Here is a 13637-nt window from a genome sequence, read left to right as displayed (position 1 = left end):
CGAAGGCGCAACACTTGCGTCAGAAATCGTCGCCCGCTTTGGAAATTAGCAATAAATTAACCTCTTTTCTCACGACCCCGTGTCGTTTCGGGAAAAGGCTGCTAAGTTCGTTAAGAGAGTGGTAAGAAGTGGCGAGTCCGTACCGGGCGTTCAGCTAGAATTCAGCCGGACGGCCATAGAATGAACCGCTTGCACAATGGAAGTCGCATGGAACGAATGATGGAACCAAGCCTGACCGACATCGATGACATGATCGTCCACGAGAAGATGCAGGCTGCGCTCGAACATCAGAGTGAAGCCTGGGCGGATGGCATGGCTGACGGTATCGAGCCGGAAATCATCGCCGATGCGGCCATCGCGCTCGCCATGCGGGAAACCGTTCGGCTTCATGGCGAAGACGGTGCGGAAGCGATGCTCAACTCGCTTCGCGAGCGCGTGCTCGCCGGCGAATTCTCGCCCCAGCGCACGCTTCAGTAATCAGGACTGCCCGATGATTCGGAATCTTGCAAACCGGACCGTTCCGGTTCGCCTCGTCACGCTGCTCCTGGCTGGTGTCGCCTCGACAACGCCGGCAGCGTTCTCCCCTGCCTTCGCACTCAGCGAGCTGCAAGGCGCGCCGCAGCCTGTGCCCGGCGATCAGCCCGCAAGCGACCCGCAGCAGAAGGCGACGCCGCCCGTCGTCAGCGAACCGGTGGCGGAAGAACCGGACGAAGAAGAGCGGCTGCCACTCGAAATCCCGATGCCCGATCCGCTGATCAACAAATCGGCGACGACGGCGAAGGATGAGGCGCCCGCCGCCGAAGAGCCGGAAGCGGATGGGCCTGTGGAGGTCCTGACCGACGTTTCGAAGATCCCGGCCCCCGTCGCAAGGATGCGTGAGCTGATCGTCGAAGCCGCGGCTTCCGGCGACATGGAGCGCCTGCGTCCGTTGCTCGGCAAGGGCCCGACCCAGACCCAGGTGACCGGCGTGACCGGCGACGAAGACCCGGTCGCGATCCTGAAGGGTCTTTCGGGCGACCAGGAAGGCGTCGAGATCCTGGCGATCCTGCTCGACGTGCTGTCGACCGGCTTCGTTCTGGTCGACAAGGGCACGCCGCAGGAAGCCTATGTCTGGCCTTACTTCGCCGAGAAGAAACTCTCGACGCTGACAGCACCGGAAAAGGTCGACCTGTTCCGGCTGGTGACAGCCGGCGATTTCGCCGACATGGAAGAATTCGGCAGCTACAACTTCTACCGCGTCGGCATCATGCCCGACGGCAAGTGGAAATTCTTCATCGCCGGCGACTGAGCGCCGGCGACCTGCTTGCCGTTGGCGGCTGAACATCCTACCTCTTCGCCAAGAGATCACCACGGCGCCCTGATCGAATCGTCCCGGGCTTCACCAGCGTGATCGGTTGAAAAGTAGAGCGGGATCCCCGCCGAGCAGGAATCGAACGATGCCAACAGTCCGCCTCGACGATCGCGCGCTTGTCGCCGTCTCCGGCAAGGATGCCGAAGATCTCCTTCAGGGACTGATCACCACCGACCTCGACGGGCTTGCGCCGGACGAGGCCAAACCCGGCGCGCTGTTGACGCCGCAGGGCAAGATCGTTTTCGACTTCCTTGTTTCGCGCAACGGCGACGGCTTCCGGCTGGAAACGGCACGCGATCAGGCCGAAGCACTGATGAAGCGGCTGACCATGTACAAGCTGCGCGCGGCCGTCGACCTTGCCCTCGACACGACCCCGGCGATCGACGTGACCTTTGGCGAGGAGGCGGCACCGGGCAGCTACCGCGATCATCGCTTCGAGAAGGCGGGCGCTGCGGTCTTCCGTTCCTATGGCGGAGACCGTGCGGGCGACGCGACGGATGCGGCTGCGCTCGAACGGCTGCGGATCGGCGCGGGCATTGCGGTTGCCGGCCTCGACTTCGCATCGCAGGACGCTTTCCCGCACGACGTGTTGCTCGACAAGAATGGCGGCCTTTCCTTCAAGAAGGGGTGCTATGTCGGCCAGGAAGTGGTGTCGCGCATGCAGCATCGCAGCACGCCGCGCCGTCGGGTCGTGATCGTCACGGCTGAAACGGCGCTGCCGCCGACCGGAACGACCATCACCGCCAACGACAAGGCCATCGGCGCGCTCGGCACGGTTCAGGGTAAATCTGCGCTGGCGATCGTGCGCATCGACAAGGCCGGCGAGGCCATGGCAAACGCGGTTCCGCTGCTTGCGGGCGACGTGCCCGTGACGATGGTGCTGCCCGAATGGACCGGCCTCACCTTCCCGACGAGTGCCGACGAGGCAAGCGCGTGACGACGACCCGCGCCTGGCAGCGCATGCTTTCCGGCCGCAGGCTCGACCTGCTCGACCCTTCGCCGCTCGACGTCGAGATCAGCGACATCGCCCATGGCCTGGCGCGCGTGGCGCGGTGGAACGGCCAGACCGCCGGTGACCATGCCTTCTCCGTCGCCCAGCACAGCCTGATGGTCGAGGACATCTTTCGCCGCAGCAACAAATGCAACTCCGACGACTGCCTGCTGGCGCTTCTGCACGACGCGCCGGAATATGTCATCGGCGACATGATCTCGCCGTTCAAGGCGGTGGTTGGCGGCGGCTACAAGTCGGTGGAAAAGCGGCTGGAAAGCGCCATTCACCTGCGCTTCGGCCTGCCGGCGCATTGTTCCAAGGAACTCAAGGACAAGATCAAGAAGGCCGACCATGTCGCCGCCTATTTCGAGGCGACGGTGCTTGCCGGTTTTTCCGTCGAAGAGGCGCGCAAGTTCTTCGGCCAGCCGCGCGGGATCACCCGCGAGAGCCTGCTGATCGAGCCCGTCCCGGCAGTCGAGGCGCAACGGCTGTTTACCGAACGCTTCCTGGTGCTGGAAGCCGGGCGGACACCTGTCCATGCGGACGTGTGAGATGCCCGTGATCATCGTTTCGCCCCTTGCCCGCATCGCCGAAATGGCCGTCCGCCACGGCTGCACCGAGATGATCAGTCTGGTTGCCAAGGGTCAGGACTTTCATCGCCCGGGTGTCATTGCCAAGGCGCGGCATCTGACGCTCGGCATGAACGACATCACCTTTGCCGGCACCGGCGATCTCGTCGCGCCGCAGGAAGACCATGTCCGGCAGATCGTCGCCTTCGCCCGTGAATGGGATCGCGCGCGGCCGCTGCTCGTCCACTGCTGGATGGGCGTGTCGCGATCGCCCGCCGCGGCGCTGATCGCCGCCCTTGCGGCCGATCCGGATCAGGACGACCGGGCGCTGGTCGAGCGCCTGCGGCAAGCCTCGCCCTTTGCGACGCCGAACAGCAGGCTCGTCGAGATCGGCGATGCGGTGCTCGAACGCGACGGGCGATTGATCGCTGCCGTGCGAGCGATCGGCCGCGGCGCCGACACCGACGGCAATGCGCCCTTTGTCTTGCCGCTTCTGCCCGCAGGAGCAGCCGTTGCAACCTGAGATGCAGCCGACGGCGATCGAAATCGGTCTCAACGCTGCGATCGTCGCCGTCGTCCAGCGCAGCCCGCGCATCCTCGCGGTCAGCGAAACGGATGGCGATGCGCGCGACAGCCTGCCCTTCGGTCCCTTCGACCCGGCGCAGCACCGCACCTTCGAGACGAGCCTGCGCGACCGTGTGGAAAAGAGAACGGCGCTGAAACTCGGCTATATCGAACAATTGTACACCTTCGGAGACCGGGGCCGGCAGCGGCTTCCGGGCGAGGAAGGCAAGCACATGGTCTCCGTCGGCTACCTGGCGCTGACCCGTACAGATGCCGAAAATACAGAACGACTGGCCGAAGCCGGTGCGCACTGGCGCGACTGGTACGGATATCTGCCCTGGGAGGATTGGCGCCAGGGACGCCCTGTAGTGCTCGACCAGGCGATCCTTCCAGCACTTTCCCGCTGGGAGAACGGTGTTTCCGGCGAGGGACAGGCCGAGCGCATCGTCCGCCGTCGTGCGCGCATTCGCCTTGCCTTCGGCCTTGACGATTTTCCATGGGACGAGGAGCGGGTGCTTGAGCGCTACGAGCTGCTCTATGAGGCAGGTCTGGTGCCCGAAGCAGTGCTTGACGGCCACGGCGACGGCCAGCAGGTTCTGACCGTTGGCCAGGCGATGCGCCACGACCATCGGCGCATCGTCGCGACCGCAATCGCGCGGTTGCGCGGAAAGCTGAAGTACCGACCCGTCGTATTCGAGCTCATGCCGCCAGAGTTCACGCTGACCGACCTGCAGGCAACCGTCGAGGCGATTTCGGGGCGCCATCTGCACAAGCAGAACTTCCGACGCCTCGTCGAAGGTGCCGAGCTGGTGGAACCGACGGGCATGACGCTATCGTCCACCGGCGGTCGCCCGGCGGCACTTTTTCGTTTCCGCCGCCAGATCCTCGACGAGCGTCCCGCCCCTGGGCTCAAGGTCGGCGGTCGGTGATAGCGCAAGCCTGACGCCGAAAATCGGCGCGGCGTCTAATAATTCGCGAATTCCGCCCTACATGCGTTATGCCGCGCAGACGCGCTTTCGTCTGCCGCAAATAGCCGAGGTGACAACCATGCTGCTCGCACTGACCCTACTGACGTCGCTGCTCGGCACGCCTCAATCGGGTGTCGACGAGAAGCCGAAGATGCCCGACTATTTCAAGAACCAGCAGGACGGCGGCATGCAGCCGCAGACGACGATCTGCAACCTCAACAGCCAGGACACCAACGGACAGTTCAAGACCTGCCGCTACGACTGCGGCACGCAGATCACCGTCGGCGAGCGCTTTTCCTGCCCGTTCATCATGCAGCGTTGATCCGCTAAAGCACGCCGTTCCAAAAGGAGCGTGCTTTCGAACTTCGCCTCCACTGCCTGGCCCGTCAGCCCTCTATCGCCACGTCGAGACCGATATCGAGCGTCGGGGCGGCCATGGTGATCTTCGAGGTCGAGATGTAGTCGACGCCGCTTTCCGCGATCGCCCGCACCGTATCGATGTTCACGTTGCCGGATGCCTCGAGGCGCGTGCGACGGGGATCGAGCGCGTAGGTGTCGGCAGAAAGCTGCCAGTGCGCCCGGTTGATGCCGACCGCCTCGGCAAGCCGGTCCGGGCCCATGTTGTCGAGCAGGATGACGTCGGGGGCCGCCGTCAGCGCTTCGCGCATCTGGTCGAGGCCATCGACCTCGATCTCGATCTTGACGAGATGGCCGCAATAGGCTCGCGCCGCGTGGACGGCTCCCGCGACGCCGCCCGAGACGGCAATGTGGTTGTCCTTGATCAGCACCGCGTCGTCGAGGCCGTAGCGGTGGTTGGAACCGCCGCCGAGGCGCACCGCGTATTTCTCGAGCGCCCTGAGGCCCGGAATGGTCTTGCGGGTGCAGCAGACCTTGGCCCGCGTATGGGCGATCTCATCGGCGAACTTCGCCGTATAGGTGGCGATGCCCGAGAGGTGCATGAGGAAATTGAGGCCGACCCGCTCGGCTGAGAGGACGCCGCGTGCGCGACCGGAAATGCGCGCGATCGCCGTTCCCGCCGCCACCCGGTCGCCGTCGGCGACAAGCGCCTCGAATCGGATCGACGGATCGACCAGGCGAAACGCGGCGCGGGCGAGATCGAGGCCGGCGACGATGCCTGCATCGCGGACATTCATGCCGGCCGTTGCCGTCAGCTGCGGCCCGATGGTCGACAGCGTGGTGATGTCGCCGGCACGGCCCAGATCCTCTGTCAGGGCTGCCCGCACCTGGTCTTCGATCATCAGCGCTGGCAATTCGGGGCGGAGGGCTGCTGTCATCGGCTGTTCGTCCTTGATTTCGCTCATAGGCACGCCGGCCGGCTTATGCCGGCTCCGTTTCCGCCACTTCCCGTGCCAGGCGATCGGCCTCGGCGAGCGTGAGATAGGTGCGGCGGCGCCACTCCGGTTGCTCCCTGGGGCAATCGGCGCGGAAGTGGCCGCCGCGGCTTTCGGCGCGGCGCAGCGCGCCGACGGCAATCAGCTTGGCGGTGGTGATGATGTTGGTGAAGCGCATGCGGCTGTTGTTGCGCTCCAGCTGCTCGATCTCGCGGATCGCCTTCACGAGGCCTTCCCGCGTGCGGATCACGCCGACGCAGTCGCTCATGAGCTGTCGCAGCACTTTCAGCTGCGGGCTGTCCTCCACCGTCACGGGATCGTCGTTCTCGCCGGCATTGTCACCCCATTGCGTCAGTTGCGGCGTTGGCAGGCTGCCCTTGATGTTCTCGGCGATGCGGGCGGCAAAAACCACGGCCTCCAGCAACGAGTTGGACGCGAGGCGATTGGCGCCATGCACACCGGTCGACGTCACTTCGCCGGCGGCCCAAAGCCCATCGATCGAGGTTCGGCCTTCGGCGTCGGTGAGAACGCCGCCCATATGGTAATGCACCGCCGGCACCACCGGGATGGCTTGTGTGACCGGGTCGATACCGGCGGCCATGCACGAGGCATAGACGGTCGGGAACATCTCGGGGAAATGCTTGCCCACCGCCTTGGTGCAATCGAGAAAGGCGCCGCGACCGGCCTGTACCTCGGCAAACACCCCGCGCGAGACGATGTCGCGCGGCGCAAGCTCGCCGTCCGGATGGATGTCGAGCATGAAGCGATGACCGGCAGCGTTGACAAGCTGCGCGCCGTCGCCGCGCAGCGCCTCGGTGGCAAGCGGCGCCGGATCCTTGCCGATGTTGATCGCGGTCGGGTGAAACTGCACGAATTCCGGATCGGCGATGATCGCGCCGGCGCGGGCCGCCATGCCGAGCCCCTGCCCGCAGGCTTCCCACGGATTGGTCGTCACGGCGTAGAGGTGCCCGACACCGCCGGAGCAAAGCACGACGGCGCGGGCCGGAAACGACACGCGCTTCTTCGATTGCCCGGCATCGGGCCTGGCGATGACGCCGGAGATGAACCGGCCCTCGCGCACCAGTTCCTCGACCACGTAGCCTTCGATCACCCGGATCGACGGCGTGTTGCGCACGGCGGCGATCAGCGCCTCCATGATCGCCTTGCCGGCCATATCGCCCTTGACGCGGACAATACGCCGCTCGGAATGGGCCGCCTCGCGCGAGAGCACCAGCTTGCCCTCGAGGTCGCGATCGAAGGGCACGCCGTAATCGAGCAGGTCGTGAATGCGGGCGGGGCCTTCGGCCACCATCATGCGCGTCATCTTCTCGTCGACGATGCCGGCGCCGGCGGCAAGCGTGTCGGCCACGTGTTTTTCAAAGGTGTCGCCCGGGCTCATGGCCGCGGCGATACCCCCTTGCGCCCAGGCGGACGACGCGCCATGGCCGATCGGCGCGGCCGCGAGGATCGTCACTGGCCGCGGGCTGAGCTTCAGCGCGCAGAACAGGCCGGCCAGACCACCGCCGACGATGACGATGTCGTCAATCCCGTTGAAGGATTGCGGGCGAAAATGGTCGGTCAGCATGTTTCATTCTCCTCCAATGCGCATGCCAGAGCCGGACGCGTGGACCGGCAGAAATTGTTACTGCTTGAGGTTCACCATGCGCTCGACCGCAAGGCGGGCGCGATCGGCGATGCCAGGATCGACCAGAACCTCCTCCGTCATGGTGAGCAGGCTGTCGAGGATCTTCGGCAGCGTGATGCGCTTCATGTGCGGACAGAGATTGCACGGCTTGACGAACTCGACGCCTTCGATCTCGGCCTGAATGTTCGAAGCCATCGAGCATTCGGTGACGAGCAGCACCTTCGACGGCCGGTTGTCCTTGACGTAGTTGATCATGCCGGCGGTCGAACCGGCGAAGTCGCAGACGGCGATCACATCCGGGTGACATTCCGGATGGCCGATGATCTCGATGCCCGGATTGGCTTCCTTGTAGGCGAGAAGCTCGGCCGCGGTGAAGCGCTCATGCACCTCGCAGTGTCCCTTCCAGGTCAGGATCTTCTTGTTGGTCTGGCGAGCCACGTTCATCGCCAGGTATTCGTCCGGGATGCAGAGTACCGTGTCGGATGCGAAGCTCTCGACGACCGCAAGCACGTTCGAGGACGTGCAGCAGATGTCGGTCTCAGCCTTCACGTCGGCCGACGTGTTGACGTAGGTGACGACGGGAACGCCGGGGTAGCGCTGCTTCAACAGGCGCACGTCGGCACCGGTGATCGATTCCGACAGCGAGCATCCGGCCTTGCCGTCGGGGATCAGCACCGTCTTTTCCGGGCTCAGCAGCTTGGAAGTCTCGGCCATGAAGTGCACGCCGCACTGGATGATGATCTCGGCATCGACCTTGGCGGCGTCACGCGCCAGTTGCAGCGAATCGCCGACGATGTCGGCGACGCAATGGAAGATATCGGGCGTCTGATAGTTGTGCGCCAGGATGACCGCATTGCGCTCCTTCTTCAGCCTGTTGATGGCGTGAACGTAGGGCGCATAGACCGGCCACTCGATGGCCGGAATGAAATCCTTGACCTTTTGGTAGAGGTGCTCCGTTTCGCGCGCGACGGCCGGCGTGAATGCAAGTTCGGGTCTTTCGATAATGCCGAAGCGCTCTGCGGCGCTCACAAAAACCGGGTTCGCCACGCCTTGCGTGCGGGAATCAAGCTGCGTCATCGAAGTCTCCTCTCCGCCCCTCTTCCTGGGCGGCTTTTCTATTATGCTCAACTTGAGCATAATAGAACCAAAACAAAAGCGGCAAAGCCGCATGGGTTGATTTAGAAAGTTTTGTGACAGAATTCAAGAATGGAACGCCGCTTTTCGCGGCGCTCCGATTTTTGTGGGCGTTCAGGCCATCGCCGGGCGCGCCACGCCCTTCTCCTCGATCGGCCAGTGGACGATCGCTGCGAAGACGCCGAGCGCCACGCCGAGCCACCACACCGGATCGTAGGAGCCGAAGTGGTCGTACAGATAGCCGCCCATCCAGACGCCGAGGAACGAACCGACCTGGTGCGAGAGGAAGACGATGCCGCCGAGCAGGCCGAGGTGCCGGGTGCCGAACATGATGGCGACCAGCGCATTGGTCGGCGGCACGGTCGACAGCCAGAGCAGGCCCATGACGATGGCAAAGACGATCACCGAGGTCGGCGTCTGCGGCAGGAGCAGGAAGGCGGTCACCGCCACCGAGCGCGCGATGTAGATCAGCGCCAGGAAATAGGGTTTTGAGTAACGCTGGGCGATGAAGCCTGCAGACAGGGAACCGATGATGTTGAAGAAGCCGATCAGCGCCAGCGCGATCACCGCATAACGCGCATCGATGCCGATATCGCCGATATAGGCGGGGAAGTGCGCGGTGATGAAAGCGACCTGATAGCCGCAGACGAAGAAGCCGGAAACGAGGAGCAGGTAGCTCTTGTGTCCGAGCGCCTCTTTCAGCGCCTCGCCGATCGACTGCTTGTACTGCGCCTCGGACTGGATGCCCGAGGACGAGTTGCCGCGCAGGGGAATGGCGACGAGCGGGACCAGCAGCATCATGACGCCAAGATAAACAAGGCTGTCGGACCAGCCATAGGCAGAGATCAGGCCCTGACTCAGCGGCGCAAAAAGGAACATGCCGGCAGAGCCCGCCGCCGTGCAAATGCCGAAAGCCATGGAACGCTGCTGGGGCGTGACGTTGCGGGCAAAGGCAGAAAGAAGAATGCCGAACGAACCGGAGCCGACAGCCATGCCGACAAGCACGCCGCCACCGATATGCAGCCAGATCGGCGCATTGGCATGCGCCATGATGATGAGGCCTGCGGCGTAGAGGAGCCCCGACATCGTCAGCACCCGCCAGGTGCCGAACTTGTCGGCGATCGCGCCGAAGAAGGGCTGGCTCAGCCCCCAGCAGAGGTTCTGGAGCGCCATCGCAAGGCCGAAGGTGGTGCGGTCCCAGCCGGTATCGGCCAGCATCGGCAGCTGGAAAAAGCCCATCGCCGAGCGCGGACCGAAGGTGAGCATCGCGACGATCGAGCCGGCCGCAATGATCAGCCAGGGCATCTCCTGGCGAGCGGCGGACGGCGCGGATGCCCCGGAAACAGCGGACATGGGATATCTCCGATTGAACGAAAGACACCCTATGCGTTGGCTAAAACAGATAAAAGCCAATTAAATTGACCGGGCAATCACCGGAATTGATGCCTGGTTCAGGGGGCGCTCAGAAAGTGGCTCCGGAACTGCCTTGGCGTCATGCGCTTCACTGCCTTGAACTGTCGATTGAAATTGGCAAGCGAGCGATAACCGACTGCATCGGCGATGTGGGCGATCGATCGTCGGGATCCGGACAGCAGTGCGCAGGCTTCACCGATCCGCAGCCGCATCAGATACTCCGAGACCGGCATGTCGAGGTGGCGCAGGAACAGCCGGTGCAGGCCGGACAGGCTAAGGGCGGCAAGATCGGCGAGTTCGTCCATCGACGGGTTCTCGGCATAGTGGAGATGAATGTGGTCCAGAACCCGATCGAGGCGCCCACGGTCGACGCTGCGCCCTGACGGCGTGACGACACGGCTCGACAGGGTCAGGACCTCACGCTCGCGCGCAAGCATCGTCAACAGCGACAGCACGTCAGGCAATCGTTCCTCCGCCGGCAGTTTTCGTAGCCCTTCGAAGATCGGCCGGACCTTTGCGGCGATCTCGGACGAAAACTGCAAGCCGGGCGCCGACCTCTCAAACATCGCCTTCACGCCCGCCAGCTCGACGAAGCCCTCTTCCAGACGCTCGACCCAATCCGGGTGGAACCAGAGGACCAGCGCAACATGAGGCTCACCTTCGTCGGCCTTGCCGGATGAATGCCAGGTGTGTGGCAGGTTCGAGCCGACGAGCACGAGATCGGCGTCGTCATAGGCGCCGATGTGATCGCCGATAAAACGCTGGCCGCGCGAATTCAGCGTCAGCGTCAGTTCGAACTCCGGATGATGGTGCCACTGAAACGGAATGGCATCGTCGAGACGGCGGTCGAGCAGGATCGACGAGGCATTGGTCGGCCTTGAAATCTTCTGCAAAATGGCCTTCATGTTGCACTTCTCCCGCGACAGACGCCAGAATAGTATCTGTTATTGCCTGTTCGATGCAACACAGCGCCGTTCGCGACGCTAGGATTTCTCCATCGACCACAGAACATTTCCGGCGAGGAGACATTGATGCAGGCGCTCAGAGACAGCCACCCCACAGCAGCCCATCTCGAAACTCAACTGAAGGACATCACGAAGCGGCTGCCCTTGCGCGTGCTGTCGGAGGCCGACTGGCAGCACTGGACCACCAAGGGTTATGTCATCGTGCGCCAGGCTGTACCGCCCGCCAATGTCGAGCGCCTCGTCGACCTGCTCTGGCGCTTCGACGAGAAGGACCCGGCCGATCCCTCGACCTGGTACACGCCGCAGCGCCGCGAGCACAAGATGAAGGAGCTCAACAACACCGGCATGCTGGAAATCTACAATCACCAATATCTCTGGGACAACCGGCAGGAGCCGCGCATCTACGGCGCCTTCGTCGACATCTGGGATCGCGAAGACCTCTGGGTGACGATCGACCGCGCCAATCTCAATCCGCCGAAAAAGGTGAAGGGCAATCCCAACGGCTTCATCCATTGGGATGTCGACACCTCGATCCGCCCGCCGCCGATCGGCGTCCAGGGGGTGCTGAGCCTGAAAAAGCAGGACGGTGACGTCGGCGGGTTCCAGTGCGTGCCGGAACTGTTCGAAAACTTTGAAGCGTGGGAGAAGACGCAGGCTGCTGATCGCGACCCGATGCACCCCGACATGACAGGCCTCTCGGCGGTCAACATCGAGATGGAGGCCGGCGACCTCCTGATCTTCAACAGCCTGCTTGCCCATGGCGTGCGGCCGAACCACTCCGACGGCCGCGTGCGCATGGCGCAGTACATCTCGATGCATCCAGCGGACTGGGACAATGCGGCCGAGCGCGCGGAACGGGTGCGGCTCTGGCGCGAGCTCGACCACCCTAAGCGTGACGCCTTCCCGGGCGACCCGCGCGAGTGGGAGAAGCAGAATGCCTCCGCCGCCAGCCTTTCGGATCTCGGCGCCAAACTGCTCGGGATCACGCCCTGGGTCTGAGCGCCCAGGAGCGCTCCTTGCTTAAGCCGAAGCGCGCACTTTCATCGGCCAGCGCTCACCGCGACGGCCGATGATCTTGACCTCGTCGCCGAGCCTGAGGGTACCCTCGTTGCGCGGCACGGCGTTCCAGCCGAAGAGCACGCCGGGCACGCGACGGTCGGCCGACATGCGCTTTTCGGCCAGTCCCTGGATCGGATTGCCACCGATGCGCTCGCCTGTTACCTGGTCCTGGGTCGTCATGATGCAGCGGGCGCAGGGCTTGACGAGATCGAAGGTGATGCCGCCGATCTCGACGCTTTCCCAGAAATCCTCTTCCCAGGCGTCGTCGCAATCGACGAGAATATTGGTGCGGAAGCGATCCATGCCGACGGCTTGCTGGCCCTTGTCGGCAAGTGTCCGGTTGAGATCGGCGAGCGACCCGGTCGTGGTGATCAGGATCGGAAAGCCGTCGGCAAATCCGACGGGTGCGGCTGACCCTGCCCAATCGGCGCCGACAAGACGCTCGGCCGATTGATCCATGTGCGCAAGCTTGACCGGACGGCCGAACCAGGTAGAGAGGGTCTCGTTCGTGGCCTCGTCGGACACGGCCGCATCGACCTCGCTGCCCCAGACAACGACCGTCTGCCGGCGATCTGGATCAAAGCGCACGGAAATCTCGTCCCTGCCCTTTTTCAGAAACACGCCGCCTTCGATATGGCTGGCCTCGACCTGGGCCAGCGGCTGCAACTCGCGCTGGGTGATAAAGCGTCCGTCGAGCTCGACCAGCATGAAGCGCCGGTCACCCTCCAATCCATCGAGATTGACGAGAACCGCATCGCGCGCAATCGCACGGCCGCTTTTCAGCGGATGGATGTTGAGACCGGTCACCTTCATGGACACTTCCCCCGTCTTCAGAAACTGATTCATGCGCCTGACGATCCGATTCATCGGGCCATCGCAATCCGTTGAAAGGCCTAGATCATTTCTTTGCCGGATGGAAACGGAGAAATGTTCCGGTGCAATCCGCGCACCTATACCGGCCGTGCGTCAGATTTCGTCCAGCATCATGGCAAGGACATTGCGCAGCCGCCCTTCCCGCTCGGTTGCCAATTGGCGGCCCGCCGCGGTCTTGAATCCGTCCGCAAGCCGGAACAGCTTGGTCTCGAAATGGTCTATGGCGAAGGCCTTGTCGTCGAGATCGCGCGCCTCTGCGAGCGGATCGAGCGGGTCGTAAAGGCCGCTCCCCATGCGGCCGGCGATATAGAAGCAGCGGGCGGCGCCGACCATGCCGATGGCGTCGAGCCGGTCGGCGTCCTGCAGGATCTTTGCCTCCAGCGTCTCCGGGGCGATGTTGGCGGAGAAGCTGTGGGTGAGGATGGCATGGCCGACGGCGAAAATCGCTGCGTCGTCCCAGCCGAGCGCGCGCAGAATGCCATCGGCCTTTTCCGCGGCGAGCCGCGACGCCTCCCGGCGAAGCGGCGAATTCTTCTCGACCGACACACAGTCGTGCAGCAGGACGGCCGCCGCCAGCAGGCGCTGATCTCCACCCTCTGAAGCCTGGATGCGGGTGGCATTCTTCCAGACGCGGATCAAATGCGCGGCGTCGTGGGAGCCATCGTCGGCGGCAAAGGCGTGGGGCAGCAAGGCGGCCGCGAGATCCTCATGCGGCGCAAACGCTGCCGCCAGTTTCAAGACATGCGTCACGGG

15 protein-coding genes are annotated in these 13637 nt (G+C 63.9%); 8 read left to right on the top strand and 7 right to left on the bottom strand.

Annotated features, from left to right (window positions below; translation table 11 throughout):
* Nucleotides 1-207 precede the first annotated feature (207 nt).
* From VGO12_RS12260 to VGO12_RS12230, 7 genes are all read left to right on the top strand, one after another.
* Nucleotides 208-477, top strand: coding sequence for a hypothetical protein (locus VGO12_RS12260; RefSeq protein ID WP_093232155.1), 270 nt, complete (start codon nucleotides 208-210; stop codon nucleotides 475-477).
* A 13-nt stretch (nucleotides 478-490) separates the two neighbouring features.
* The gene (locus VGO12_RS12255; RefSeq protein ID WP_327513026.1) at nucleotides 491-1288 is read left to right on the top strand and encodes a hypothetical protein; all 798 of its coding nucleotides are present in this window, start codon (nucleotides 491-493) and stop codon (nucleotides 1286-1288) included.
* Nucleotides 1289-1436: 148 nt separating this feature from the next.
* A complete protein-coding gene (locus VGO12_RS12250; protein WP_327513025.1) occupies nucleotides 1437-2288 on the top strand; it encodes a folate-binding protein YgfZ in 852 nt (283 codons plus the stop codon).
* The gene (locus tag VGO12_RS12245; protein ID WP_327513024.1) at nucleotides 2285-2893 is read left to right on the top strand and encodes an HD family hydrolase; all 609 of its coding nucleotides are present in this window, start codon (nucleotides 2285-2287) and stop codon (nucleotides 2891-2893) included. The genes VGO12_RS12250 and VGO12_RS12245 overlap by 4 nt, the downstream gene beginning before the upstream one ends.
* Before the next feature lies 1 nt (nucleotide 2894).
* A complete protein-coding gene (locus VGO12_RS12240; RefSeq protein WP_327513023.1) occupies nucleotides 2895-3434 on the top strand; it encodes a tyrosine phosphatase family protein in 540 nt (179 codons plus the stop codon).
* 1 nt (nucleotide 3435) lies between these two features.
* Entirely contained in the window at nucleotides 3436-4404 is a 969-nt protein-coding gene (locus VGO12_RS12235) for an NUDIX hydrolase (protein WP_327513029.1), read from the top strand.
* Nucleotides 4405-4522: 118 nt separating this feature from the next.
* Nucleotides 4523-4765 carry a hypothetical protein gene (locus tag VGO12_RS12230; RefSeq protein ID WP_327513022.1) on the top strand — a complete coding sequence of 81 codons (243 nt, stop codon included), beginning with the start codon at nucleotides 4523-4525 and terminating at the stop codon, nucleotides 4763-4765.
* 64 nt (nucleotides 4766-4829) lie between these two features.
* On the opposite strand, the gene nadC is transcribed toward VGO12_RS12230, so the two are convergent.
* The 5 genes from nadC to VGO12_RS12205 form a co-directional block, all read right to left on the bottom strand.
* Nucleotides 4830-5738, bottom strand: coding sequence for a carboxylating nicotinate-nucleotide diphosphorylase (nadC, locus tag VGO12_RS12225; protein ID WP_327513021.1), 909 nt, complete (start codon nucleotides 5736-5738; stop codon nucleotides 4830-4832).
* Between the two features lie 43 nt (nucleotides 5739-5781).
* Complete coding sequence (locus VGO12_RS12220; RefSeq protein WP_327513020.1) at nucleotides 5782-7380, bottom strand: L-aspartate oxidase; 1599 nt, start codon at nucleotides 7378-7380, stop codon at nucleotides 5782-5784.
* 57 nt (nucleotides 7381-7437) lie between these two features.
* Nucleotides 7438-8517, bottom strand: coding sequence for a quinolinate synthase NadA (nadA, locus tag VGO12_RS12215; protein WP_327513019.1), 1080 nt, complete (start codon nucleotides 8515-8517; stop codon nucleotides 7438-7440).
* A 171-nt stretch (nucleotides 8518-8688) separates the two neighbouring features.
* Nucleotides 8689-9927: an MFS transporter gene (locus VGO12_RS12210; protein ID WP_327513018.1), complete on the bottom strand. Its 1239-nt coding sequence runs from the start codon at nucleotides 9925-9927 to the stop codon at nucleotides 8689-8691.
* A gap of 98 nt (nucleotides 9928-10025) precedes the next feature.
* A complete protein-coding gene (locus VGO12_RS12205; RefSeq protein ID WP_327513017.1) occupies nucleotides 10026-10892 on the bottom strand; it encodes an AraC family transcriptional regulator in 867 nt (288 codons plus the stop codon).
* A gap of 126 nt (nucleotides 10893-11018) precedes the next feature.
* On the opposite strand from VGO12_RS12205, the gene VGO12_RS12200 reads away from it, so the two are divergent.
* On the top strand, nucleotides 11019-11951 hold the full coding sequence (locus VGO12_RS12200; RefSeq protein WP_327513016.1) for a phytanoyl-CoA dioxygenase family protein: 933 nt from the start codon (nucleotides 11019-11021) through the stop codon (nucleotides 11949-11951).
* Nucleotides 11952-11972: 21 nt separating this feature from the next.
* Here the strand turns inward: VGO12_RS12200 and VGO12_RS12195 are convergent, their stop codons facing one another.
* Nucleotides 11973-12824: an MOSC domain-containing protein gene (locus tag VGO12_RS12195; RefSeq protein WP_327513028.1), complete on the bottom strand. Its 852-nt coding sequence runs from the start codon at nucleotides 12822-12824 to the stop codon at nucleotides 11973-11975.
* A 153-nt stretch (nucleotides 12825-12977) separates the two neighbouring features.
* Entirely contained in the window at nucleotides 12978-13634 is a 657-nt protein-coding gene (locus VGO12_RS12190) for an HD domain-containing protein (protein ID WP_327513015.1), read from the bottom strand.
* Nucleotides 13635-13637 lie beyond the last annotated feature (3 nt).

It is taken from the genome of Ensifer sp., from assembly GCF_035999135.1.
GTDB lineage: Bacteria > Pseudomonadota > Alphaproteobacteria > Rhizobiales > Rhizobiaceae > Ensifer.
This window is presented reverse-complemented; position numbering and strand designations above follow the sequence as displayed.

Coding starts and splice junctions, on each gene's coding strand:
- VGO12_RS12260 (WP_093232155.1), top strand. CDS start 208: ATGGAACGAATGATGGAACCAAGCCTGACCGACATCGATGACATGATC.
- nadC (WP_327513021.1), bottom strand. CDS start 5,738: ATGACAGCAGCCCTCCGCCCCGAATTGCCAGCGCTGATGATCGAAGAC.
- VGO12_RS12220 (WP_327513020.1), bottom strand. CDS start 7,380: ATGCTGACCGACCATTTTCGCCCGCAATCCTTCAACGGGATTGACGAC.
- VGO12_RS12195 (WP_327513028.1), bottom strand. CDS start 12,824: ATGAAGGTGACCGGTCTCAACATCCATCCGCTGAAAAGCGGCCGTGCG.
- nadA (WP_327513019.1), bottom strand. CDS start 8,517: ATGACGCAGCTTGATTCCCGCACGCAAGGCGTGGCGAACCCGGTTTTT.
- VGO12_RS12200 (WP_327513016.1), top strand. CDS start 11,019: ATGCAGGCGCTCAGAGACAGCCACCCCACAGCAGCCCATCTCGAAACT.
- VGO12_RS12235 (WP_327513029.1), top strand. CDS start 3,436: ATGCAGCCGACGGCGATCGAAATCGGTCTCAACGCTGCGATCGTCGCC.
- VGO12_RS12255 (WP_327513026.1), top strand. CDS start 491: ATGATTCGGAATCTTGCAAACCGGACCGTTCCGGTTCGCCTCGTCACG.
- VGO12_RS12250 (WP_327513025.1), top strand. CDS start 1,437: ATGCCAACAGTCCGCCTCGACGATCGCGCGCTTGTCGCCGTCTCCGGC.
- VGO12_RS12240 (WP_327513023.1), top strand. CDS start 2,895: ATGCCCGTGATCATCGTTTCGCCCCTTGCCCGCATCGCCGAAATGGCC.
- VGO12_RS12205 (WP_327513017.1), bottom strand. CDS start 10,892: ATGAAGGCCATTTTGCAGAAGATTTCAAGGCCGACCAATGCCTCGTCG.
- VGO12_RS12230 (WP_327513022.1), top strand. CDS start 4,523: ATGCTGCTCGCACTGACCCTACTGACGTCGCTGCTCGGCACGCCTCAA.
- VGO12_RS12210 (WP_327513018.1), bottom strand. CDS start 9,927: ATGTCCGCTGTTTCCGGGGCATCCGCGCCGTCCGCCGCTCGCCAGGAG.